At 65.5% G+C, this 20,515-nt stretch carries 23 protein-coding genes; 16 read left to right on the top strand and 7 right to left on the bottom strand.

What is annotated here, in order from left to right:
- Positions 1–91: 91 nt before the first annotated feature.
- Genes TSA1_RS29120 through TSA1_RS29110 form a run of 3 tightly spaced genes read left to right on the top strand, consistent with a single transcriptional unit; the run spans position 92 to position 1,655 of the window.
- Positions 92–883 (top strand): heme ABC transporter permease, encoded by a 792-nt coding sequence (locus tag TSA1_RS29120; RefSeq protein WP_100179327.1) that lies wholly within the window; start codon positions 92–94, stop codon positions 881–883.
- A complete protein-coding gene (gene ccmD, locus TSA1_RS29115; protein ID WP_100179326.1) occupies positions 880–1,065 on the top strand; it encodes a heme exporter protein CcmD in 186 nt (61 codons plus the stop codon). Before TSA1_RS29120 ends, ccmD begins: the two co-directional genes overlap by 4 nt.
- Positions 1,062–1,655 (top strand): DsbE family thiol:disulfide interchange protein, encoded by a 594-nt coding sequence (locus TSA1_RS29110; protein WP_100179325.1) that lies wholly within the window; start codon positions 1,062–1,064, stop codon positions 1,653–1,655. Before ccmD ends, TSA1_RS29110 begins: the two co-directional genes overlap by 4 nt.
- 21 nt (positions 1,656–1,676) lie before the next feature.
- Here TSA1_RS29110 and TSA1_RS29105 read toward each other — a convergent pair whose 3' ends face one another.
- The 3 genes from TSA1_RS29105 to ftsY form a co-directional block, all read right to left on the bottom strand.
- Positions 1,677–2,873: a hypothetical protein gene (locus TSA1_RS29105; RefSeq protein WP_100179324.1), complete on the bottom strand. Its 1,197-nt coding sequence runs from the start codon at positions 2,871–2,873 to the stop codon at positions 1,677–1,679.
- Positions 2,874–3,096: 223 nt separating this feature from the next.
- Positions 3,097–3,699 carry a septation protein A gene (locus tag TSA1_RS29100; RefSeq protein WP_100179323.1) on the bottom strand — a complete coding sequence of 201 codons (603 nt, stop codon included), beginning with the start codon at positions 3,697–3,699 and terminating at the stop codon, positions 3,097–3,099.
- 2 nt (positions 3,700–3,701) lie between these two features.
- Positions 3,702–4,649, bottom strand: a complete 948-nt coding sequence (ftsY, locus tag TSA1_RS29095) for a signal recognition particle-docking protein FtsY (RefSeq protein WP_100179322.1) — start codon at positions 4,647–4,649, stop codon at positions 3,702–3,704.
- Positions 4,650–4,709: 60 nt separating this feature from the next.
- Between ftsY and TSA1_RS29090 the strand changes: the two genes are divergently transcribed.
- Both TSA1_RS29090 and TSA1_RS29085 read left to right on the top strand, forming a co-directional pair.
- Positions 4,710–5,411: an RluA family pseudouridine synthase gene (locus tag TSA1_RS29090; RefSeq protein WP_174719119.1), complete on the top strand. Its 702-nt coding sequence runs from the start codon at positions 4,710–4,712 to the stop codon at positions 5,409–5,411.
- Positions 5,412–5,668: 257 nt separating this feature from the next.
- A complete protein-coding gene (locus TSA1_RS29085; protein WP_100179321.1) occupies positions 5,669–6,778 on the top strand; it encodes a DUF2336 domain-containing protein in 1,110 nt (369 codons plus the stop codon).
- Positions 6,779–6,877: 99 nt separating this feature from the next.
- Here TSA1_RS29085 and mtaB read toward each other — a convergent pair whose 3' ends face one another.
- Positions 6,878–8,131: a tRNA (N(6)-L-threonylcarbamoyladenosine(37)-C(2))-methylthiotransferase MtaB gene (gene mtaB, locus TSA1_RS29080; RefSeq protein ID WP_100179320.1), complete on the bottom strand. Its 1,254-nt coding sequence runs from the start codon at positions 8,129–8,131 to the stop codon at positions 6,878–6,880.
- A complete protein-coding gene (gene dapF, locus TSA1_RS29075; RefSeq protein WP_100179319.1) occupies positions 8,131–9,006 on the bottom strand; it encodes a diaminopimelate epimerase in 876 nt (291 codons plus the stop codon). The genes mtaB and dapF overlap by 1 nt, the downstream gene beginning before the upstream one ends.
- Between dapF and TSA1_RS29070 the strand changes: the two genes are divergently transcribed.
- The 3 genes from TSA1_RS29070 to TSA1_RS29060 are packed head-to-tail and all read left to right on the top strand — an operon-like array spanning position 9,005 to position 10,751.
- Positions 9,005–9,229 carry a hypothetical protein gene (locus TSA1_RS29070; RefSeq protein WP_145984387.1) on the top strand — a complete coding sequence of 75 codons (225 nt, stop codon included), beginning with the start codon at positions 9,005–9,007 and terminating at the stop codon, positions 9,227–9,229. The genes dapF and TSA1_RS29070 overlap by 2 nt on opposite strands.
- 23 nt (positions 9,230–9,252) lie before the next feature.
- The gene (locus TSA1_RS29065; protein WP_100179317.1) at positions 9,253–10,032 is read left to right on the top strand and encodes a GyrI-like domain-containing protein; all 780 of its coding nucleotides are present in this window, start codon (positions 9,253–9,255) and stop codon (positions 10,030–10,032) included.
- 5 nt (positions 10,033–10,037) lie between these two features.
- Entirely contained in the window at positions 10,038–10,751 is a 714-nt protein-coding gene (locus TSA1_RS29060) for an SIMPL domain-containing protein (RefSeq protein ID WP_174719118.1), read from the top strand.
- Between the two features lie 121 nt (positions 10,752–10,872).
- On the opposite strand, the gene TSA1_RS29055 is transcribed toward TSA1_RS29060, so the two are convergent.
- Both TSA1_RS29055 and TSA1_RS29050 read right to left on the bottom strand, forming a co-directional pair.
- Positions 10,873–11,244, bottom strand: coding sequence for a hypothetical protein (locus tag TSA1_RS29055; protein ID WP_100181400.1), 372 nt, complete (start codon positions 11,242–11,244; stop codon positions 10,873–10,875).
- A 216-nt stretch (positions 11,245–11,460) separates the two neighbouring features.
- Positions 11,461–12,525, bottom strand: a complete 1,065-nt coding sequence (locus tag TSA1_RS29050) for an MBL fold metallo-hydrolase (protein WP_174719117.1) — start codon at positions 12,523–12,525, stop codon at positions 11,461–11,463.
- A gap of 436 nt (positions 12,526–12,961) precedes the next feature.
- On the opposite strand from TSA1_RS29050, the gene ffh reads away from it, so the two are divergent.
- The 8 genes from ffh to TSA1_RS29010 all read left to right on the top strand — a co-directional run bounded on the left by ffh (position 12,962) and on the right by TSA1_RS29010 (position 20,507).
- A complete protein-coding gene (gene ffh / locus TSA1_RS29045; protein ID WP_100179315.1) occupies positions 12,962–14,506 on the top strand; it encodes a signal recognition particle protein in 1,545 nt (514 codons plus the stop codon).
- 86 nt (positions 14,507–14,592) lie between these two features.
- Positions 14,593–14,925 carry a 30S ribosomal protein S16 gene (gene rpsP, locus TSA1_RS29040; RefSeq protein WP_100181398.1) on the top strand — a complete coding sequence of 111 codons (333 nt, stop codon included), beginning with the start codon at positions 14,593–14,595 and terminating at the stop codon, positions 14,923–14,925.
- A 9-nt stretch (positions 14,926–14,934) separates the two neighbouring features.
- On the top strand, positions 14,935–15,492 hold the full coding sequence (gene rimM, locus TSA1_RS29035; RefSeq protein WP_100179314.1) for a ribosome maturation factor RimM: 558 nt from the start codon (positions 14,935–14,937) through the stop codon (positions 15,490–15,492).
- Between the two features lie 233 nt (positions 15,493–15,725).
- On the top strand, positions 15,726–16,667 hold the full coding sequence (locus tag TSA1_RS29030; RefSeq protein WP_100176963.1) for an IS110 family transposase: 942 nt from the start codon (positions 15,726–15,728) through the stop codon (positions 16,665–16,667).
- Positions 16,668–16,751: 84 nt separating this feature from the next.
- Entirely contained in the window at positions 16,752–17,630 is an 879-nt protein-coding gene (locus TSA1_RS29025; protein WP_100179313.1) for an SDR family oxidoreductase, read from the top strand.
- A 109-nt stretch (positions 17,631–17,739) separates the two neighbouring features.
- On the top strand, positions 17,740–18,693 hold the full coding sequence (locus TSA1_RS29020; RefSeq protein ID WP_100181397.1) for a dihydrodipicolinate synthase family protein: 954 nt from the start codon (positions 17,740–17,742) through the stop codon (positions 18,691–18,693).
- Positions 18,694–18,697: 4 nt separating this feature from the next.
- Positions 18,698–19,513, top strand: a complete 816-nt coding sequence (locus TSA1_RS29015) for an NUDIX hydrolase (protein WP_100179312.1) — start codon at positions 18,698–18,700, stop codon at positions 19,511–19,513.
- Between the two features lie 79 nt (positions 19,514–19,592).
- Positions 19,593–20,507: a DMT family transporter gene (locus TSA1_RS29010; RefSeq protein WP_100181396.1), complete on the top strand. Its 915-nt coding sequence runs from the start codon at positions 19,593–19,595 to the stop codon at positions 20,505–20,507.
- The last annotated feature ends 8 nt before the right edge of the window (positions 20,508–20,515 follow it).

Here is a 20,515-nt window from a genome sequence, read left to right as displayed (position 1 = left end):
GACGGGCTCGATTGATGTTGACCCCGATCAACTTTCGCCCCCCGCTTTCGTGCTGATTGCCTGAGCGGCCATCGATGATTATCAGGGTACCATGACACTGATCGACCTCGCCAACCCCACGCGGTTCCTCGCGCTGACAGCGCGGGTCCTGCCGTGGCTTGCGGCCGCGACCGTTATCCTGCTTGCGATCGGTCTCTATCAAACCGCGCTGGCGCCCGACGACTACCAGCAGGGCGCGACCGTGAAGATCATGTTCATCCACGTGCCCAATGCCTGGCTGTCGATGTTCGTCTGGGGCGTGATGAGCATTGCCTCGCTGGGCACGCTGGTGTGGCGTCATCCGCTTGCCGACGTCGCCGCGAAAGCCGCAGCTCCGATCGGCGCCGCCTTCACCTTCCTCGCGCTGCTGACGGGCTCGCTGTGGGGTCGGCCGATGTGGGGCACCTATTGGGAATGGGACGCGCGCCTGACCTCGGTGCTGATCCTGTTCCTGATGTATCTCGGCCTGATGGCGCTGTGGCGCGCGGTCGACGATCCCTCGCGCGCCGCCCGCGCTGCCGCGGTGCTGACGCTGGTCGGTGCGCTGAATTTGCCGATCATCAAGTTCTCGGTCGACTGGTGGAACACGCTGCACCAGCCGGCGTCGGTGATGCGCATGGGCGGATCGGCGCTCGACAAATCGTTCCTGATACCGCTCTTGGTGATGGCGATCGCCTTCACGCTGCTGTTCGTCACGCTGCATCTGGCTGCGATGCGCAACGAGATCCTGCGCCGCCGCGTCCGCTCGCTGCAGATGATGCAGGCGAGCCGCGTGGCGTTCTCGAGCGAGATGGGCGCCGCCTCGCGCGGACAGAACGCGTCGAAAGAAGCTGGGGCCGCATGATCATGTCGCTTGGTCCTTATGCGTCCTTCATCGTGACGTCCTATGCCGCAGCGGCCCTCGTGGTCGCGATCCTGATCGGCTGGATCGCGCTGGACTATCGCAACCAGACGCAGCGCCTGCGCGAGCTCGAGGAGCGCGGCATCACCCGCCGCTCCGGCCGCAGCGCCTTGGACGCGTCATGAGCGATCAATCGACCTCCGCACCGCCGCAGCGCCGCACCTTCCTGATGGTGCTACCGCTGATCGCCTTCATCGGACTGGCGCTGCTGTTCTGGTTCCGGCTCGGCAGCGGCGACATCTCGCGAATTCCCTCCGCGCTGATCGGCCGTCCCGTGCCGCCGACCACGCTGCCGCCGCTGGAGGGATTGCAGGCCGACAATGCGCCGGTGCCCGGCCTCGACCCCGCCGCGTTCAAGGGCAAGGTCAGCCTGGTCAACGTCTGGGCCTCCTGGTGCGTGCCGTGCCACGACGAGGCGCCGCTTCTGACCGAGCTCGCCAAGGACAAGCGCTTCCAGCTGGTCGGCATCAATTACAAGGACGCTCCCGACAATGCGCGGCGCTTCCTGGGGCGTTACGGCAACCCGTTCGGCCACGTCGGCGTGGATGCCAACGGCCGCGCCTCGATCGAATGGGGCGTCTACGGCGTGCCGGAAACCTTCATCGTCGGCCACGAGGGCACCATCGTCTACAAGCTGGTCGGCCCGATCACGCCGGACAATCTGCAGAAGATCTTGTTGCCGCAGATGGAGAAGGCGCTGAAGGCGGGGAGCTGACCGCGCGCAGCCAAGCTGAGTTCACGGCAAATTGTCGCGGCGATTGGGCGTGTCCGTGGTGCCTGCGAGCAGGCCGGACACGACGTCCCATCCCTTCTCGAACATATGGCCGACCTTGTGGCCGAAGGAATGGCCCGGGCGCAATCGCGGCGATTCCAAAATATGCGTCAAGTGCCGGTGATCGCCCGGAATGCTGCTGATCTCGGCGTCGACGGCGGCCTGGACGGCCGTCATCAGACCATCCAGACGCCGGGCCCAGTCCGATCCCTGGAGCTCGATCTGCGTTCTCAGCGCCTGCTCGATCCGGTAGATCTCGCCAACGATCTCCTTGGCCCGCACCGGGCGGTTGTTCCTGAGCGCAAACTGCATGAGGAGATGCTTCTCCTCGATCTGATCGAGCACCATCGACACCGCGATGGCGAAGGAGCCCGTGGCGATCCGCGCCGCGGCCCGGTCGTCGGCCGGGGTGGTCGCGACGGAGAGCAGTTCCCAGGAGGTTTCCAGGCGCTTTGCGAGAATCGTGAGCGCGAACGGCACGGCATCGACGCGCCTGGCCTTGAGCCCGCTCAGAAGGCCGAGAACCTTGTCCAGGCCGGCGCCCTCGAGCCGAACAATCTTCGGCGCAAGCGCGCCGCCAAAATCCTCGAGCTCCCGCTGCATGTCGAGGTAACGCAGCATCTTCTTGAGGTCGTCGAACGTCGCATGCGAGCTGGTATAGGCCATCAGCCCGTCGTGAAGGCTGGCGGCGCCCTCGGCAGAACCAAGCAGACCGTTGAGAGAGATCAGCGCCTTCTTCTGGAACGCCCGAGCCATCTGCCGCGCTTCGGACTGCCTGCCGGCGGAAATGACCTCGTTCGCACTGGCGATGTAGTCGGCAGCCATGCTGCGCAGCAATTGCTCGGTGACGAGGCTCCAGATCGGGGCAAGCGATCCACGCGCGATCTGACCGCTGTTGGCACGCTCCGGTGCGCCGTCCATCAGAACCGGCTCGAGCGGCTCGAAGAAATAGCGTGAGGGATTTCCGACGCGATAGTGGTTCTGACCGGTGTTGCGAAACTCGGCGCGCAACGCCGCGATCAATGGCTCGGAATGCGGAATGTCCTCGCCGAGAAGATGGAGCCGCTCCAATTCGGCAAGCAGGCGGCGCCGGACCTGCGGAGCGAGCTGCCGCAGGTACTGAATCAGGTGTTCAGCGGCATGGTCCTGTTTTGCGCTCATCACCGGGCTCTCCGGCGTGCCGTCCTCTCGTCACAACGAGAGGCTATCGCCTCCGACCTTCCGGGCAAGGGAGAGAGCCGAACAATCTTGGTTTGCGGTTACAGAGCGATGAAGAATCCGATCGGCTTGATCGCGCGATCCGATCGCAGCGTCCGACGGACCGGCCCGAGTGCACGTCAGCGTGAATAGCGTGGTCGCGACCAGGGGCTGCTCGGAACCGCCGTCACCCCTTGCTCACATCCCCCGCCTCGGCCTCGCTTCTCTCCAGCGAGACCGGCTCGATGTGGTAGCGCTTGGTCAGGGGCATCTGGGCGATTGCGAAGATCATGGTCAGCGGAATCACGCCGAACACCTTGAAGTTCACCCAGAAGTCCGTGCTCTGCGTCCGCCAGATGATCTCGTTCAGCACCGCCATGCCGGCGAAGAACAGCGCCCAGCGCAGCGTGAGGATGCGCCAGCCCTGCGGCGTCAGGTTGAACACCTGGTCGAACATCACGGCGATGAAGGAGCGGCCGAACAGGAGGCCGCCGCCGAGGATCGCGGCGAACAGGCCGTAGATGATGGTCGGCTTGACCTTGATGAAGGTCTCGTCGTGCAGCACCAGGGTCAGCGTGCCGAACACCAGCACGATCACGCCCGTCACGATCGCCATGATCGGGATGTGGCGCGTCACCACGTAGGATGCGATCATCGCCGCCACGATCGCGACCATGAAGGCGCCGGTCGCGGCGAACAGATTGAACTTCGCGTTGACGAAGAAGAACACGAGCAGCGGCCCGAGCTCGGTCGCCAGCTTGAACAGCGGATGCGGCTGGGTCTTGTCCATCTCTAGCTTTCGATTCCGGCGATGGCGCGGGCGAAGTCGCGCGCGGTGAAGGGCGCGAGATCGTCGACGCCTTCGCCGACGCCGATGAAGTGCACCGGCAATTTGAATTTCTCCGCGAGCGCCACCAGGATGCCGCCGCGCGCGGTACCGTCGAGCTTGGTCATCACGAGGCCGGTGACCCCCGCTGTGCGATGGAACGCCTCGACCTGCGACAGCGCATTCTGGCCGACGGTGGCGTCGAGCACCAGCAACACGGCATGCGGCGCAGTGTCGTCCACCTTGCGGATGACGCGCACGACCTTTTCGAGCTCGTTCATCAGCTCGGCCTTGTTCTGCAACCTGCCGGCAGTGTCGATCAGCAGCACGTCGATGGCCTGCTCCTTCGCCGCGGTCAGCGCGTTGAAGGCGAGGCTCGCCGAATCCGAGCCCTGCGCGCCCGCGATCACCGGCGTCTTCGTCCGCTCGCCCCAGACCTTCAGTTGCTCAATCGCCGCGGCGCGAAACGTGTCGCCGGCGGCGAGCATCACCTTGCGGCCTTCGGAGGCGAATTTCTGCGAGAGTTTTCCGATGGTGGTGGTCTTGCCGGAGCCGTTGACGCCGACGACGAGAATGACGAACGGCTTCTTGCCCGCGTCGATCTCGAGCGGCTTGGCCACCGGCGCCAGCACCTTCTCGACTTCGGTGGCGACGACGTCCTTGACCTCGTCCGCCGAGATCGCCTTGTCATAGCGCCCGGTGCCGACGGCCTCGGCGATCCGCACCGCGACCGAGGTGCCGAGGTCGGCGCGCAAGAGCACGTCCTCGATGTCGTCGCGCATGGCGCGGTCGAGCTTGCGCTTGGTGACGAGGTCGGCGACCGCGGTCCCGAGCGAGGACGAGGTACGCTTCAGCCCGTTGGACAGGCGGCGCCACCAGCTCAGCTTGGGGGGATCTGACGTGGTATCGTTCATGGCGGGGGTGTGTTAGCCGTTCCCGCCCCTAAACGAAAGTCTTGACCGAAAGTCCTGCAATTGCTCGATGTTCCCCAATTGACCGCCGAGGAGATCCAGGCGCGCGTGCTCCACCGCGACGGGCTGATGCTGATCATCGACAAGCCGGCCGGCCTGCCGGTGCATCGCGGCCCCAAGGGCGGCGCCAATCTGGAGGACTCCTTCGACGCGCTCCGGTTCGGCCTGCCGCGGCCGCCTGTGCTGGCCCACCGGCTGGACAAGGACACTTCCGGATGCCTCGTGCTCGGCCGTCATCGCAAGGCGACCGCCTCGCTCGGCCTCCTGTTCAAGCACGGCAAGATCGGCAAGACCTACTGGACCGTGGTCGAGGGCGGGCCTGCCGAGGACGAAGGCACCATCGACATGCCGCTGGGACGGCTCAATGCCGAGCGCGGCTGGTGGCAGAAGCCGGACCCCGAGGGCCAGAAGGCGATCACGAATTGGAAGGTGATGGGCCGCGGCGACGGCTTCACCTGGCTTGCCATGGAACCCGTGACCGGGCGGACCCATCAACTACGGGTGCATTCCTCGGCGAGCGGCTGGCCGATCTTCGGCGATAACATTTACGGCAACGGCCCGCGCTTCGGCGAGCCGAAGCTGCATTTGCATTCCCGCGAGATCGTGGTGCCGATCTCCCGGAACAAGGAGCCGGTCCGCGTCGTGGCGCCGGCCCCGGTGCATATGCATGAGAAGCTGCGCGCCTGCGGGTGGAATGGGGAGTAGCGGCTGTGTTGCTTAACCTCTCCCGCTTGCTTGCGGGAGAGGTTAAGCCGAAGGCGCGGGTGAGGGTTCTGTCCTCTGGGGGATTGTCCCGTTGCGGAGACACCCTCTCCCCAGCCCGTCCCCGCAAGCGGGGGAGGGAGCGCACCGACGCCGCGGCGCTCTCCGGCCCATGGTTTACGAAACGTTCAGTGCTCGTCCGTAATGATAGCGGTTGCTTAGAACAAGCTTCTGTAACCGCTCAGGACGAGCAACGCGTCATGTCCACGGCCGGGCTATCGATCATCGACGAGGTCGAATCCGCGATTCGCACCGGCTCGCCGGAAAAGGGCCTGGCAACGGCCCGGCGCGTCACCGACCTGTTCCTCTCCTCCGCCGGCAGTTTCGACGACGAGCAGATCGCGCTGTTCGACGACGTGCTCGATCGCCTGATCGGCACCATCGAGCTGCGCGCGCTTGCCGACATGGGCGCCCGCATCGCGCTCGCCGAGATCAGCGCGCAACTGGCGCCGGTCGCGCAGGCACCGCCCTCCGTGATCCGCCGCCTCGCCAGCAACGACGAGATCCGCATCGCCGGCCCGGTGCTGCAGGAATCCGCGCGCCTCGACGACGGCGAGCTGGTCAAGATCGCCTCAGCCAAGGGCGAGCCGCATCTGCTCGCGATCGCCGGCCGCTGGTGGCTGAAGGAGATCGTCACCGACGCTTTGCTGGCGCGCCGCTATCCCAGCGTCAGCCGCAGGCTTGCCGCCAATCCCGGCGCGCGCGTCTCCGGAAACGGATTTTCCGTCATGGTCGCCCAGGCGGAGGCGGATCCCGAACTCGCCGTCAGCGTCGGCGTCCGCGTCGACCTGCCGTCGGAGCTGCGCCGCCGATTGCTGCGCTCGGCGACCGATACCGTGCGCGCCCGCCTGTTGTCGCGCGCGCCGCCGCATCTGTTCGAGGAAATTCAGAGCGCGATCGCCGCCGTCACCGTCGGTGTCGACCGCGAGATGTCGGGCGTCCGCGATTTCGAGGGCGCCAAGCGCGCCATCGCCGGCCTCAAGGCCACCGGCCAGCTCAACGAAGCGACGCTATCAGGCTTTGCCAAGCAGCGGCGCTATGAAGAGACTGCCGCGGCCCTGGCGGCCCTGTCCGGTTCCACCGTCGAGGTGATTCGGCCGCTGATGCAGAGCCTTCGCGAGGACGGCCTCCTGGTGCCGTGCAAGGCGGCGCAGCTCAGCTGGGAAACGACGGCCGCCGTGCTCGAATGCCGCTTTGCGACCGGCGCGATGAAGCCGGCGGACCTCGCAAGAGCGCAGGGGCATTTCGCGCGGATGACGCCGGATGATGCAAAGCGCACGCTGCGGTTCTGGCAGGTGCGAGCGTCGTAGGCGCGCGTTCTGGGGCAAGGCGTCTCCACACCCTCGGTGTCGACCCTGCGCACGCAGGGACGACATCGGGGATGCAATGCGCCGCAACTTCGAGACCGACTATGTGGTCAGCCGCTCGCCATCGCTGCCGGCAATCACCCGCGGCACCACGCTCCCCACGCGCTCGCCCGCAATCGCCACCGGCAGATAGTGCTCCGTGCGCCCCTGACCCTCGCTCTCGATCAGCACATCGCGTGTCGCACCGACCTCGGCTTGCAGCCGTTGCCGCAGCGCCGACTCGCCTGCTGCTCGCAGCCGCTTCGCGCGCTCCTTGATCAGCGCTCCCGCCACTTGCGGCATCCTTGCAGCCGGCGTGCCGGGGCGCGGCGAATAGGGGAAGACGTGCAGGAATGTCAGGTCGCATTCTTCGACGAGATCGAGCGAGCGTGAGAACATCTCCTCGCTCTCGGTCGGGAAGCCCGCGATGATGTCGGCACCGAAGACAACATCGGGACGCAGCCGGCGCACCTGGTCGCAGAAGGCGATCGCATCGCTTCGCGAATGCCGCCGCTTCATGCGCTTCAATATCATGTCGTCGCCGGATTGCAGCGACAGGTGCAGATGCGGCATCAGCCGCGCATCGCCGGCGATGGCGTCGAGCAGATCGTCATCCGCCTCGATCGAATCGATCGATGAGATGCGCAGGCGCTTCAGCTCCGGCACGTGCCGCAAAATCTGCTTCGTCAGCATGCCGAGCTTTGGCGCGCCCGGCAGGTCCGCGCCGTAGCTGGTGAGGTCGACGCCGGTCAGCACGATCTCGGCATGGCCGCGTTCGGCCAGGTTGCGCACCTGCTCGACCACCGCGCCCATCGGCACCGAGCGTGAATTGCCCCGGCCATAGGGGATGATGCAGAAGGTGCAGCGATGGTCGCAGCCGTTCTGCACCTGAACGAACACGCGCGGCAGGCCGCGCGCATAGCCGTCGACGAGATGCGGCGCCATCTCCCTGATAGCCATGATGTCGCTGACGGCGATCTTCTCGCTGGCGCCGAGATCGAATGCATCGCGAGCCTCGCGCCAAGCTTCGCCGCGCATCTTGTCGTCATTGCCGACGACGCGATCGACCTCGGCCATGTCGGCGAACATGCCGCTTTGCGTTTGTGCCGCGCAGCCGGTGACGACGATGCGCGCCGAGGGGCGCTCGCGCTTCAACTTGCGGATCGATTGCCGCGCCTGCGCCACCGCCTCGTTGGTGACGGCGCAACTGTTGATGACGATGGTGTCTTCGAGCCCCGCAGCTTCGGCTTTGCTGCGGATCACCTCGGCCTCAAAGGCATTGAGGCGGCAGCCGAAAGTGACGATGTCGACGGCCATCAGGCCGCGGGCGCGAACAGCGCCGGATCGAATCTGCCCTCATATTCGAAGGTCGCCGTGCCCGTCATCAGCACATGGTCGTCGCGCTCGCGCCATTCGATGCCGAGCTTGCCGCCGGGCAGCGTGATCTCCACGCTGCGTTCGGCCCGCTTCAGCCGCGCCGCGGCGACCGCCGTGGCGCAGGCGGCCGAGCCGCAAGCCTTGGTCAGGCCGGCACCGCGCTCCCAGGTGCGGATGGTGATGTGCTTGTCATCGACGATATGGGCGAGTGTGATGTTGGCGCGCTCCGGGAAGATCGGATGGTTTTCGAGCAAGGGGCCGAAACGCTCGAGGTCGTAGGCGTTGACGTCGTCGACCCAGAAGATCGCATGCGGATTGCCCATGCTGACCACGGAGGGCGAATGCAGGATCGGATTGTCGATCGGGCCGATCTGCAATTCGATGTAGCGGGTGTCGCGGAACTCTTCCGCCAGCGGAATGTCCTGCCAGCCGAACTTCGGCACGCCCATGTCGACGGTGTAGAGATCGGGCGCCGGACCCTGCCAGGCATTGAGCAGGCCGGCCGCGGTCTCGAACGTCGCATTGGTCTGCCCGTTCTTCTCGAAGATGCGCCGCACCACGCAGCGCATGCCGTTGCCGCAGGCGCCGGCCTCCGAGCCGTCATTGTTGTAGATGCTGATGAAGGCCTCGGTGCCGTCGAGCCGCGGCTTCTGCAGCACCATGAGCTGGTCGTAGGCCACGCCGCCATTCGCCGACGCCACCGCGCGGGCGTCGTCCGGCGTCACCTTTGCCGTGGAATCGCGCATGTCGACAACGACGATCTCGTTGCCGATGCCGTTCATCTTGGCAAATGCGTGGTTGGCCAGCGCGCTCATGAAAATTCCTGAATTTCGCCTGTGTTATATGGCGATCCTTGCCGGCTTGGCCAGTGTTTTGCCGCCGGGCGCCAGCAAGCCCGCCAAGGGGCCTGCCATGACGCATCTGTCATGGGACGAATTTGGCGCCCGCGTGTTAGAACGGCGAAAGTTGGCGCGAAGCGGGATGCGCGGCCGGGCGCAAAGCGGATTGGCCTTGGTGGTTCAGGCCTTGGTGACTTAAGGCCTTGGGGAGAATAAAATAAAATGTTCAGGTTTCGTCGTCTCGCTCTGGCCGCGCTGATCCCGGCAGCGGCCTTGTCGCTCGGCCTGCCCAAGGTTCTGGCGCAAACACCGAGCCCGGCGCCGGCCGCCTCGGCGAGTCCCTCACCCGCCCCGTCGGCCTCCCCCTCCCCGGCGGCAAGTGCCTCGCCCGCGCCTGCGGCAACGCCCTCACCCGCGCCATCGCCCGCGGCCAGCGCTTCGCCGGCCCCGACGACGTCGCCCTCGCCCGCCGCCAGTGCCTCACCCAGCCCGACGGCCCCGCCGCCGGCCGCCGCCGCGACCCCCGCCCCGGTGCAGACCGCCGATCCGTTCGGCCTGGAAACCACGCTCGAGGCCAGGAAGGTCGTGATGGTCAAGGGCACCGCGAACTGGGACTCGGCCTTCGACACGCTGATCGACGCCTTCAAGGCGCTGAACACGCTCCTGGACAAGCAGGGCATCAAGCACGCCGGCAATGCGATGATCGTCTACACCTCGACGGACGATACCGGCTTCACCTTCCTTGCCGAGATCCCGGTCGAGCAGGACCCGAAGAACCTGTCCAAGGACATGAGCATCGGCAAATCGCCGGAAGGCAAGGTGCTGAAATTCGTCCATCGCGGCTCCTATGACAACATGGACAACACCTACGAGGCGATCACCAACCACCTCGACGACAAGAGGCTGGAAGCCAAGGACACCTTCATCGAGGAGTACCTCACCGATCCCCTGAAGACCGCTGAGGACAAGCTCGTGATCAATGTTTTCGTGCCGCTGAAGTGAGACTGATGAAAAAGCCTGCCGTACTTGCTGCTCCCTTTGCCGCCGTTCTTGCCGCCACGCTGCCGGCAACCTCGGCAATCGCCGACGATGTCGTCACCGCCATTGCGGTGAGCGGCGAAGCCACGATGTCCGCAACGCCCGATCTCGCCCATATCGATGCCGGCGTCGCCAGCGACGCCAAGTCGGCGAAGGAAGCCTCCGATGCCAACAACGCCGCGATGGGCAAGATACTGCTGGCGCTGAAGGGCGCCGGCATTCCCGAGAAGGATTACCAGACCTCCCGGCTGTCGCTGCAGCCGCAATACGGCCAGAACAAATCCACCGGCGCATCCCCGGTGGTCGGTTTCCGCGCCTCCAATCGCGTCACCGTGAAGATCCGCGACGTGACCAAGGTGGCCAGCGTCATCGACACGCTGGTCAGCGCCGGCGCCAATGATATCGGCAACATCTCCTTCGAGGTGACGCAGGCCTCGAAGCTGCTCGACGATGCGCGCGAGCGGGCGGTGGCCGACGCGCGCCGCAAGGCCGAGATCTACGCCAAGGCCACCGGTGTGACGCTCGGCGCGCCGCTCAGCGTGTCCGAGGGCGGCGCCCCGGTGCCGCTGTTCAAGACGCTGAGAGCGGGAGCGCCGATGGCCGCGCCGGCTGCGGTCGCACCGGGCGAGGAAACGCTGTCGGTGACGGTGAATGTGAGCTGGGCGATCAAGCAGGGGCAGTAAGCCGTAAGAGGCACAGCGTGTGCGGCAACCACAGCTGTCGTCCCGGACAAGCGCGCGTAGATCCGGGACGACGAGCTGCATGTGTGGCGAGCGCGGAGCTAAATCTCCACCACCTGCCCGATCAGTCGTTCGCGCCGATATCTGTCAGAAGGAAACCCGCCGGCGTCTTGGTAAAGACGAAGATGAGCTCGCCGCAGAAGACGAAATAATTGTCGTTCTTCTCCTGATCGCGATCGTAGACGGCCTTGCCGCGCTGGATACACGCGCGATTTTTCGCCGTGAACGAGGTCCGATAGATCTTGGCGCCAAATTGCGCGGCGTCGCGAATTGCGTTGTCGTTCATGAACGGCAATCGTGTCATAGCGGCGACGGCGGCGGAATCGTTGGCCTTCAGCGCCGCGCGAAACTTCTCGATGAAGCCATCGAATTCCTTCTGCAAGGCAGCAGAAGCGACGGCATTCTTCGCCTGGGCGACGGCCGGAGCAAGGTTCACGAGAACGGTCGCAAGCACAACTCTCAGCAAAAATCCCACAGGCCGGCTCCATCCATCGATCAATCAAGGTCTTCCGACCGAAAGAAATCCATGGTGTTTTGTTGCGTCATGGGCTTTCTGGTTCAACGGCGCAGCGCCGCACGAACCTGTCGCTATGGGAGCAAAGCGGACATTGCTTTCGTCGCATCACGCCGCCGGGTTTATGGGTGCGCGACCTTAGATCTCCACCACCTGCCCCGGCTTCATCGCCACGAATCTCTCCTGCGGAATCCTTGCGGCATCCAGAGCTTCGACCAGCGCTTTCGCCGGCGCATCGATCGCCTCGTCGGTCAGTTGGAACGTGCCGTGATGATGCCCGAGCGCGACCTCGGCGCCGCAATCGCCTAGCGCCTTCACCGCATCTTCCGGATTCATGTGCTGGTCGCGCATGAACCAGCGCGGCTCGTAGGCGCCGATGGGCAGGATGGCTAGACGCAGCGGTCCATGCTTCTCGGCGACGCGGCGGAAATGCCGGCCATCGCCGTAACCGGAATCGCAGACGACGTAGATCTTCCCGGCCGGCGTCTCCAAGACGAAGCTCGCCCACAGCGCCTTGTTGCGATCGAACATGCCGCGCGCGCTCCAATGCCGCGTCGGCACCAGGTGCACGGCGATCCCGCCGCCGAGCTCGACGCGGTCGTGCCAGTCGAAGGCTTCCACCCTGATCGTGGAATCCGAGCTGCGCATCGTCACGTCGTTGCCGAGCGGGGTGACAACGCGCGGGGCAAAATTCTTGGTAAGCCGCGACAAGGTCGCGATGTCGAGATGATCGTAGTGGCCGTGCGAGACCAGCACGATATCGACCTTCGGTAACTTCTCGAACGCAATGCCGGGATCGTTGTGCCGCTTCGGCCCCGCAAAGCTGACCGGCGAGACCCGCTCCGACCAGACCGGATCGACCAGGATGTTGAGGCCGCCGGCCTGGATCAGCCAGCTGGCATGGCCGACGAAGGAGAGCCGCACCTTGTCGCCGTCGACCCGCTCCGGCGGAGTGTCGGCATGGGGGCTGGGGGCCCAATCCGGCCATTTCGCGCGCTGCCGCTTACCGCCGAACTGCCAGCGCAGCACCTCGCGCAGCGACTTTGGCGGCACGCCGTCCGGATCGAAGAAGGTCAGGCCGTCGAAATGGTCGGAAGCGGGACCGTCATAGGTTTTCATGCGGGACATCCAGAGAGAGGGGGCGCCGACCAGCGCGCCGGCGCCGGCGAGCAGTCCGAGAACGCGGCGGCGGGTGATCGGCACAGGCTGGCTTCTAGGGGCAGTTAGGGCGGTAAGACATCACCGCTATATGGGCGGCACCGCAGGAAAAGGAACCCGTTGCCGGAAATGGCGTAATTTCAAGGTGTTGCCCTGGCAAAGCCGCCCCGGCGCCCTAACTTTCCTTGACTTTTGGGCGGGAGCGGCGTTTAACCCCGCCACTTTCTCGGAAAGGCTTTCTTTTCGACCCGCCGACTGGCCCTGGAGGCCAGAGGCCAACGCCCGACAGCGCGATGCGCCCTCGGGCGCAAAGGTGTTTGGTTAACTACTCCCTCGCCCCGCTCTTGCGGGGAGAGGGTCGGGGTGAGGGGCTCTCTCCGCGCATGGTGCGCGTAGATGAGTCCCGTACCCCCTCACCCGCCGCCCAAGAGGGCGGCGACCTCTCCCCGCAGGCGGGGAGAGGTAAAGAAGGACGATTGCATTGTTCGACAATCTGTCGGAACGGCTTGGTGGCATTCTCGATCGTCTGACGGGGCGCGGTGCGCTGACCGAAAAGGACGTCGACGCCGCGATGCGCGAGGTGCGTCGCGCGCTGCTGGAAGCCGACGTTGCGCTCGAGGTGGTGCGCAGCTTCACCGAGCGCGTCCGCGAGCAGGCGATCGGCGCCACCGTCGTCAAGTCGGTCACGCCCGGCCAGATGGTGGTCAAGATCGTCCATGACGAGCTGGTCAACACGCTCGGCAGCGAAGGCCAGACCATCGACGTCAATTCCGTGCCGCCGGTGCCGATCATGATGGTCGGCCTGCAGGGCTCCGGTAAGACCACCACAACCGCAAAGCTCGCCCGCCGCCTGGTCCAGCGCGACAAGCGCAAGGTGCTGATGGCCTCGCTCGACGTCTATCGCCCGGCGGCGATGGAGCAGCTGGCCGTGCTCGGCCGCGATCTCGACATTCCGACCCTGCCGATCGTGGCGGGCCAGCAGCCGCCGCAAATCGCAAAACGCGCGCTGGAAGCCGGCAAGCTCGGCGGCTACGACGTCGTGCTGCTCGACACCGCCGGCCGCACCACGCTCGACGAAGACATGATGGCGGAAGCCGCGGCGATCAAAGCAGCGGCGAATCCGCATGAAGTGCTGCTGGTCGCGGACTCCCTCACCGGTCAGGACGCCGTCAACCTTGCGCGCGCGTTCGATCAGCGCGTCGGCCTCACCGGCATCGTGCTGACCCGCGTCGACGGCGACGGCCGCGGCGGTGCCGCACTGTCGATGCGCGCGGTCACCGGCAAGCCGATCAAGTTGCTCGGCACCGGTGAAAAGACCGACGCGCTGGAAGATTTCCATCCCGATCGTATCGCCGGCCGCATCCTCGGCATGGGCGACGTGGTCTCGCTGGTCGAACGCGCCGCTGCCAATATCGACGCCGAGAAGGCCGCCCGCACCGCCGAGCGCATGCGCAAGGGTCAGTTCGACCTCAACGACATGCGCGAGCAGCTGCTGCAAATGGCCAACATGGGCGGCATCAGCGGGCTGATGGGCATGATGCCCGGCATCTCCAAGATGAAGAACCAGATCGCGGCCGCCGGCATCGACGACAAGATCCTGAAGCGCCAGGTCGCGATCATCGATTCCATGACGCGCGACGAGCGCCGTCATCCCGACCTGCTGAAGGCCAGCCGCAAGAAGCGCATCGCCGCCGGCTCCGGCCAGAGCGTCGAGCACGTCAACAAGCTGCTCAAGATGCACCGGAACATGGCCGACGTGATGAAGGCCATGGGCTCGGGCAAGCGCGGCCCGCTGGCCGGCATTGCGCAAGCCATGGGCTTTGGCGGCGGCATGAAGATGCCCTCGCCCGAAGAGATGAAGGCGATGCAGGAAAAGATGCAGGCCGGCGGCGGTGGCCTTCCGAACCTGCCGAAGGATCTGCCGCCCGGTCTTCGCACCGGCCTGCCGAACCTTCCCGGACTGACCGGGATGAGCGGCAAGCCGACACTGCCGGGCCTCGGCGGTTTCCCGGGCAAGAAGAAATGAGGAATTCGTCGCGGCGGGATCGCACCGGTCTCACGTGACGCGGAATACCAATCAACCGAACAAAACGTACTTTGAAGGAGAACCAGATGTCCGTCGTTATCCGCCTCGCCCGCGCAGGCACCAAGAAGCGTCCCGTCTATCACGTCGTCGTCGCCGACTCGCGTTTCCCCCGCGATGGCCGCTTCATCGAGCGTCTCGGCCATTTCAATCCGCTGCTGCCGAAGGACAACGAGACCCGCCTGAAGCTCGACATGGACAAGGTGAAGGCCTGGCTCGCCAAGGGCGCGCAGCCGTCCGACCGCGTGTCGCGTTTCCTCGATGCCGCCGGCGTCAAGAAGCGCGAAGCGCGCAACAACCCCGAGAAGGCCGTGCCGCGCAAGGAGCGCAAGGCGCAGGCCGAAGCCGCCGCGAAGGGCTAAGGCCAGGTCATGTCGGCGCTGGTCTGCGTCGCGCGGATCGGCGCCGCGCATGGTGTGCGCGGTGCGGTCAAATTATGGACCTTCACCGAAGATCCGTTTGCCGTCAGGCATTACGGTCCGCTTCTGTCCAAGGACGGCAAGCGCCAGTTCGAGGTGGCAACGGCGCGCGAAGCCAAGGACCATCTGGTCGCGACCTTCAAGGGTGTCACGACCCGCGATGACGCCGAGCGCCTCAACGGCATCGAGCTCTATGTCGCGCGCGAAAAACTGCCCGCGACGGACGATGACGAATATTACCACACCGATCTGATCGGGCTCGACGCCGTCTCCACCGACGGCGACGCGCTCGGCCGCGTGCTCGCGATCCATAATTTCGGCGCCGGCGACATCATCGAGATCGCCCCGCTGAAGGGGCCGACGATGCTGCTGCCGTTCTCCAATGCGGTGGTGCCCGAGGTCGATATCAAGGGCGGCCGCGTCGTGATCGCGCTGCCGCAGGAGATCGAGGGCGAGGAGCGAGGCGAAGCTCTCTCCACGGGTCGTCCCCGCGAACGCGGGGACCCATAACCACAGACCGTGGTTTTTGGCTAAGCTGTTGGCTCCAGCCATCGCAAATCTAACAACGGTGGTTATGGATCCCTGTGTCTGAAAAGCCTGTCATAATGATGGTGGGCGGGAAGCCGTTGGGTCCTTGGCGCTTGACGCCGTGAGCCGGCTCGGTCTCCCGCCCGTTCCATTCAACAACCTGAACAGTTGCACGAGGCTGCGCCAACAGACCTCGCATCACAGGGACAGGCACCGTGATCATATCCTCTCGTTGCGTCGGAATCGACGTCTCCAAACATCATCTCGATATTTTCGATGAGGCCGTCGGTGTATCGGAACGCATCGACAACGCGACACACGCCATCACACAGCTGGTGGCGCGTTGGCGATGCGATGCGCTGGTCGTCTTCGAGGCTACGGGGGTCTACGACCTCGAGCTTCGTGAGGCACTGCATCGGGCCGGCATCCGCTTTGCCCGTATCAATCCGGCCCGTGCCCGCGACTTTGCCCGTGCCAGCGGCCAACTCGCCAAGACCGATCCGATCGATGCGCAGATGCTGGCGGCCTTCGCCCGCGCCATGAAGCCCGCCACCGAGCAGGCCGCGACACCCGCCCGCAACGCTTTGGCAAAGCTTGCAAAACGGCGGGACCAACTGGTTGCTATGCGAGCCCAGGAAAAGAACCGCCGCAGCGAAGCCGAGGACCGCGCCATGGCGGAACGCATCGCTCGCCTCATCGAGGTCCTCAATTATGAGATCGCTGAAATCGAGACCGAGATCAATGCGCTCGTCAAAGCCGAGCCGGAGCTTGCGGACGATGCACAGCTGATGCGCTCGGTGCCCGGCGTGGGGCCCGTCGCCTGCATGCAACTCCTCACCCAGATGCCCGAACTTGGGCGTCTCGGGCCGAAGGAAGTGGCCGCTCTTGCCGGCCTGGCTCCCTTCAATGTCGATAGCGGGGCTTATCGAGGCAAGCGCAAGATCGGCGGCGGACGAAAGCGCGTCCGCGACGCCCTCTACATGGCTGCTCTCAACGCCATTCGCCGCGCCGACCGCTTCAAGGCCTTTTACGACCGGCTGCGCCAAGCCGGCAAACCAGCGAAGCTCGCCCTCATTGCTGTCGCCAGGAAGCTGCTGACCATCCTCAACGCTATGCTGCGCGACCGAAAAATCTATAAGGTCGCACCGTCAACATAACAGTTGCCGGCTCTGCGACGCAGCGTTTCACGCTGCATCGCGTCCGGGACACGAGAGAAGAAAAACAAACAGGGAGGAGCCACCATGGGATTACTCGACGGCAAGGTTGCGCTGATCACCGGTGCGGGTGGGGGGCTTGGTGAGGCCTACGCAAAACTGTTCGCGCGGGAAGGGGCCTCGGTCGTCGTCAACGATCTCGGCGGCCCCCGCGACGGTTCCGGCGCTGACAAATCCATGGCCCAGCAGGTGGTCGACGCCATCAAGGCCGAGGGCGGCAAGGCGGTCGCTAACGGCGCCGACATCTCCACCATGGAGGGCGGCCAGTCGGTGTTCGACGACGCCATCAAGCATTTCGGCCGCGCCGACATCCTGGTCAACAATGCCGGCATTTTGCGCGACCAGACCTTTCACAAGGCCTCCGAGTCAGACTGGGACAAGGTCATCAAGGTCCACCTGAAGGGTACCTTTTGTTGCACCATGCCGGTGTTTCGCTGGATGCGGGAAAACGGCGGCGGCGTCATCGTCAACACCTCCTCGACATCGGGCCTGATCGGCAATTTCGGCCAGACCAATTACGGCGCGGCCAAGGGCGGCATCTGGGGCCTGTCCAACGTGCTCGCCATCGAGGGCCGCAAGTACAACATCCGGATCTGGACGCTGGCCCCGGGCGCCCTGACCCGCATGACCGCAGACCTGCCCCGCTATAAGGAGAACCCCGGCGCGGCGCTCGGGCCGGACGGCATCGCGCCGGCCGTGCTATACATGGTCAGCGACTTGTCGGGCGAGCAGACCGGCAAGGTGCTGGGCGTATCCGGGCCCCGCGGCGTGCGCGAGATGCGGATGATGGAAATGGAAGGCTGGAAACCGCCGCACACGGGCTGGAACGCCCGGGACATCGCCGATCATGCCAAGGAGATTTTCTTCTCCGAGGAGCAGATCAAGATGGGCGCGAGGAGGTTTTAGGCTGTTCCGTCATTCCGGGGCGTGCGAAGCACGAACCCGGAATCTCGAGATTCCGGGTTCGGCTCTTTGAGCCGCCCCGGAATGACGAACAGAGAGACAGGGAATGACGATGAAACTCACCGCCGACGCCAAGGGCACCTTCGCAATCGCGCCGACGCCGTTCCACGACGACGGCCGGATCGATGAGCGCTCGATCGACCGCCTGACCGATTTCTACGAGGAGGTCGGTTGCGACGGCGTTACGGTGCTCGGCATCCTCGGTGAAGCCCCCAAGCTCGACGCGGCCGAGGCGGAGCAGGTGGCCGTGCGCTTCATCAAGCGCGCCAAGAAGATGCAGGTGATCGTCGGTGTCTCAGCGCCGGGCTTCGCCACCATGCGCTCGCTGGCCAAGGCCTCGATGGATGCCGGTGCGGCCGGCGTGATGATCGCGCCGCCGCCGAGCCTGCGCACCGACGATCAGATCGTCGGCTATTTCAAGCAGGCGGCGGAAGCCATCGGCCCCGACGTGCCCTGGGTGCTGCAGGACTATCCGCTCACCTTGCAGGTGGTGTTCACGCCGTCCGTGATCCGCAAGATCGTCATGGACAATCCGAACTGCGTGATGCTCAAGCACGAGGACTGGCCGGGCCTGGAGAAGATCACGACGCTGCGCGGCTTCCAGAAGGACGGATCGCTCCGTCCGCTCTCGATCCTCTGCGGCAATGGCGGCACCTTCCTCGACTTCGAGATGGAGCGTGGCGCCGATGGTGCCATGACGGGCTACGCCTTCCCGGAGCTCCTGATCGACGTCGTCAACCTCTCCAAGGCAGGCAAGCGCGATGCCGCGCACGATCTGTTCGACGCGCATCTGCCGCTGATCCGCTACGAGCAGCAGCCCGGCGTCGGCCTGACCATCCGCAAATACGTGCTGCAGAAGCGCGGCATCATCGCCTCCAGCGCGCAGCGCAAGCCGGGCGCCACCATCACGGCGACGGCGAAGGCGGAGGTCGAGTACCTGCTGTCGCGCGTCGCCCGCTTCGACAAGCGCGCCAATCTCGGCCCGCAATCCAGCGCCGCGGGTTAGTTGCATGGCCGAGACATCAGCATCACGCCCGGCCTCGACGATCCTCCTGCTGCGCGACGGCGCAAAGGCCGACGGCAAGGGCCGCGGCGAAATTGAAGTCTTCATGATGGTCCGCCATCATCAGATCGAGTTCAACTCGGGCGCGCTGGTGTTTCCCGGTGGCAGCGTCGATGCCGGCGACAACGAGATCGTCGCCCGCGCCGACCTGTATTCAGGCGGCGAGGGCCTCAGCGAAGCGGACCGCGGTTTTCGGATCGCTGCGATCCGCGAGACTTTTGAGGAGAGCGGCATCCTGCTCGCGCGGTCCAAGGACGCGGGCACGCCGGTCGACGCCAAGCGTGCCGGCGAGCTTGCCGATGCGCATCGCATCGCGCTCAACGAGCACAAGATCAGCTTCCTGAAAATTCTCGAGGACAACGGCCTCCAGCTCGCGCTCGACACGCTGGTGCCATACGCGCACTGGATCACGCCGGAGGGCATGCCGAAACGCTTCGACACCTGGTTCTTCCTGGCTGCAGCGCCGCCCGATCAGCTCGGCGCCCATGACGGCCGGGAGTCCACCGACTCGATCTGGGTCTCGCCGCGCGAGGCGGTGGAGGGTGGCGAGAGCGGCCGTTTCAAGCTGCCGTTCCCGACCACGCGCAATCTGATCCGGCTCGCCCAGCAGGGCAGTGTGAAGGACGCGCTGGACCATGCCCGCGGCCTGTCGATCGTTACGGTGATGCCGGTCATGACCAAAACCGAAACCGGCCGCCAGCTCCGCATCCCCCGCGAAGCCGGCTATGACGGCGAGGTGTTCGAGGTCGGCGCGGTCGGCTAATACACTTCGACGGCCGACGAAGTATTGAAGGCCGCAGCCGCGCTAGGTTCCGTCCATCATGGAATGGACGGGACGCATGATGGACAACCGGCAGGACACCAACATCGCTGGCGAGCTGGCGCTGCTGGTCGCGCTCGCAACGCTCTGGGGCGGCTCCTACACATTCATCAAGCTCGGCGTCGCCACCATTCCGCCGATCACGCTGATTGCGGCGCGCACGGCCGTTGCCGGCGTGCTCCTGCTCGTCGTGATGTGGGGGCGGGGCATCGGGATGCCCACCGACGCCGCGACCTGGCAGCGCTTCGCGTTCCAGGCCGTGCTCAACAGCGTCATTCCCTGGACGCTGATCGCCTGGGGCGAGCGTCATGTCGATGCCGCGCTCGCCACCATCCTCAACTCGGCCGGGCCGATCTTCACCTTCCTGCTCACCGCAATCGTCACCCGCCACGAGGCGACGACCCCGCGAAAGCTGTTCGGCGTGGTCGCCGGCATGGCCGGCATCCTGCTGATCGTCGGCACCGATGCCTTCCACGACATCGGCAGCGGCCTCCTTGCGGAAGCCGCCATCGTCGCCGCCACCATCTGCTACGCCTGCGCTGCGATCTTCGGCCGCAGCTTCAGGGGCCTCGATCCCATGGCGCCGGCCGCCGGCTCGCTCCTGGCCGGGGCCGCGGTCCTGATCCCGGCCTCGCTCGTGGTCGAGCAGCCCTGGACGCTGTCGCCCTCGCTCAGCTCCGTGCTGGCGTTGCTCGCACTCGCCGTGTTCTCGACCGCCGCGGCGTTTGCGATCTATTTCCGCCTGATCCAGACCCTGGGCTCGGTCGGCACCACGGCGCAGGCCTATTTGCGCGTCCCCATCGGGGTCGCCATCAGCGTTGCCTTCCTTGGCGAGACCCTGAGCCGGACCGCCTGGATCGGGCTTGCCTGCGTCGTCCTCGGCGTCGCCGCCATGACGATCCCGGCCCGGCCGCAGCCGAGCGTCAAACCGTCATAGGCGGGGGA

Origin of the sequence: Bradyrhizobium nitroreducens (assembly GCF_002776695.1) — a bacterium.
Classification (GTDB): domain Bacteria; phylum Pseudomonadota; class Alphaproteobacteria; order Rhizobiales; family Xanthobacteraceae; genus Bradyrhizobium; species Bradyrhizobium nitroreducens.
The sequence above is the reverse complement of the archived record's forward strand: the minus strand, read 5'-3'. Positions and strand labels throughout refer to the sequence as shown.

Excerpts from the sequence above, each read along its gene's own strand:
- TSA1_RS29010 (WP_100181396.1), top strand. The coding sequence starts at position 19,593 with ATGGACAACCGGCAGGACACCAACATCGCTGGCGAGCTGGCGCTGCTG.
- TSA1_RS29120 (WP_100179327.1), top strand. The coding sequence starts at position 92 with ATGACACTGATCGACCTCGCCAACCCCACGCGGTTCCTCGCGCTGACA.
- mtaB (WP_100179320.1), bottom strand. The coding sequence starts at position 8,131 with ATGGCCGTCGACATCGTCACTTTCGGCTGCCGCCTCAATGCCTTTGAG.
- TSA1_RS29015 (WP_100179312.1), top strand. The coding sequence starts at position 18,698 with ATGGCCGAGACATCAGCATCACGCCCGGCCTCGACGATCCTCCTGCTG.
- TSA1_RS29025 (WP_100179313.1), top strand. The coding sequence starts at position 16,752 with ATGGGATTACTCGACGGCAAGGTTGCGCTGATCACCGGTGCGGGTGGG.
- TSA1_RS29070 (WP_145984387.1), top strand. The coding sequence starts at position 9,005 with ATGAAAATTCCTGAATTTCGCCTGTGTTATATGGCGATCCTTGCCGGC.
- TSA1_RS29110 (WP_100179325.1), top strand. The coding sequence starts at position 1,062 with ATGAGCGATCAATCGACCTCCGCACCGCCGCAGCGCCGCACCTTCCTG.
- ftsY (WP_100179322.1), bottom strand. The coding sequence starts at position 4,649 with ATGAACGATACCACGTCAGATCCCCCCAAGCTGAGCTGGTGGCGCCGC.
- TSA1_RS29100 (WP_100179323.1), bottom strand. The coding sequence starts at position 3,699 with ATGGACAAGACCCAGCCGCATCCGCTGTTCAAGCTGGCGACCGAGCTC.
- TSA1_RS29085 (WP_100179321.1), top strand. The coding sequence starts at position 5,669 with ATGTCCACGGCCGGGCTATCGATCATCGACGAGGTCGAATCCGCGATT.
- dapF (WP_100179319.1), bottom strand. The coding sequence starts at position 9,006 with ATGAGCGCGCTGGCCAACCACGCATTTGCCAAGATGAACGGCATCGGC.
- ccmD (WP_100179326.1), top strand. The coding sequence starts at position 880 with ATGATCATGTCGCTTGGTCCTTATGCGTCCTTCATCGTGACGTCCTAT.
- rimM (WP_100179314.1), top strand. The coding sequence starts at position 14,935 with ATGTCGGCGCTGGTCTGCGTCGCGCGGATCGGCGCCGCGCATGGTGTG.
- TSA1_RS29065 (WP_100179317.1), top strand. The coding sequence starts at position 9,253 with ATGTTCAGGTTTCGTCGTCTCGCTCTGGCCGCGCTGATCCCGGCAGCG.
- rpsP (WP_100181398.1), top strand. The coding sequence starts at position 14,593 with ATGTCCGTCGTTATCCGCCTCGCCCGCGCAGGCACCAAGAAGCGTCCC.
- TSA1_RS29105 (WP_100179324.1), bottom strand. The coding sequence starts at position 2,873 with ATGAGCGCAAAACAGGACCATGCCGCTGAACACCTGATTCAGTACCTG.
- TSA1_RS29020 (WP_100181397.1), top strand. The coding sequence starts at position 17,740 with ATGAAACTCACCGCCGACGCCAAGGGCACCTTCGCAATCGCGCCGACG.
- TSA1_RS29060 (WP_174719118.1), top strand. The coding sequence starts at position 10,038 with ATGAAAAAGCCTGCCGTACTTGCTGCTCCCTTTGCCGCCGTTCTTGCC.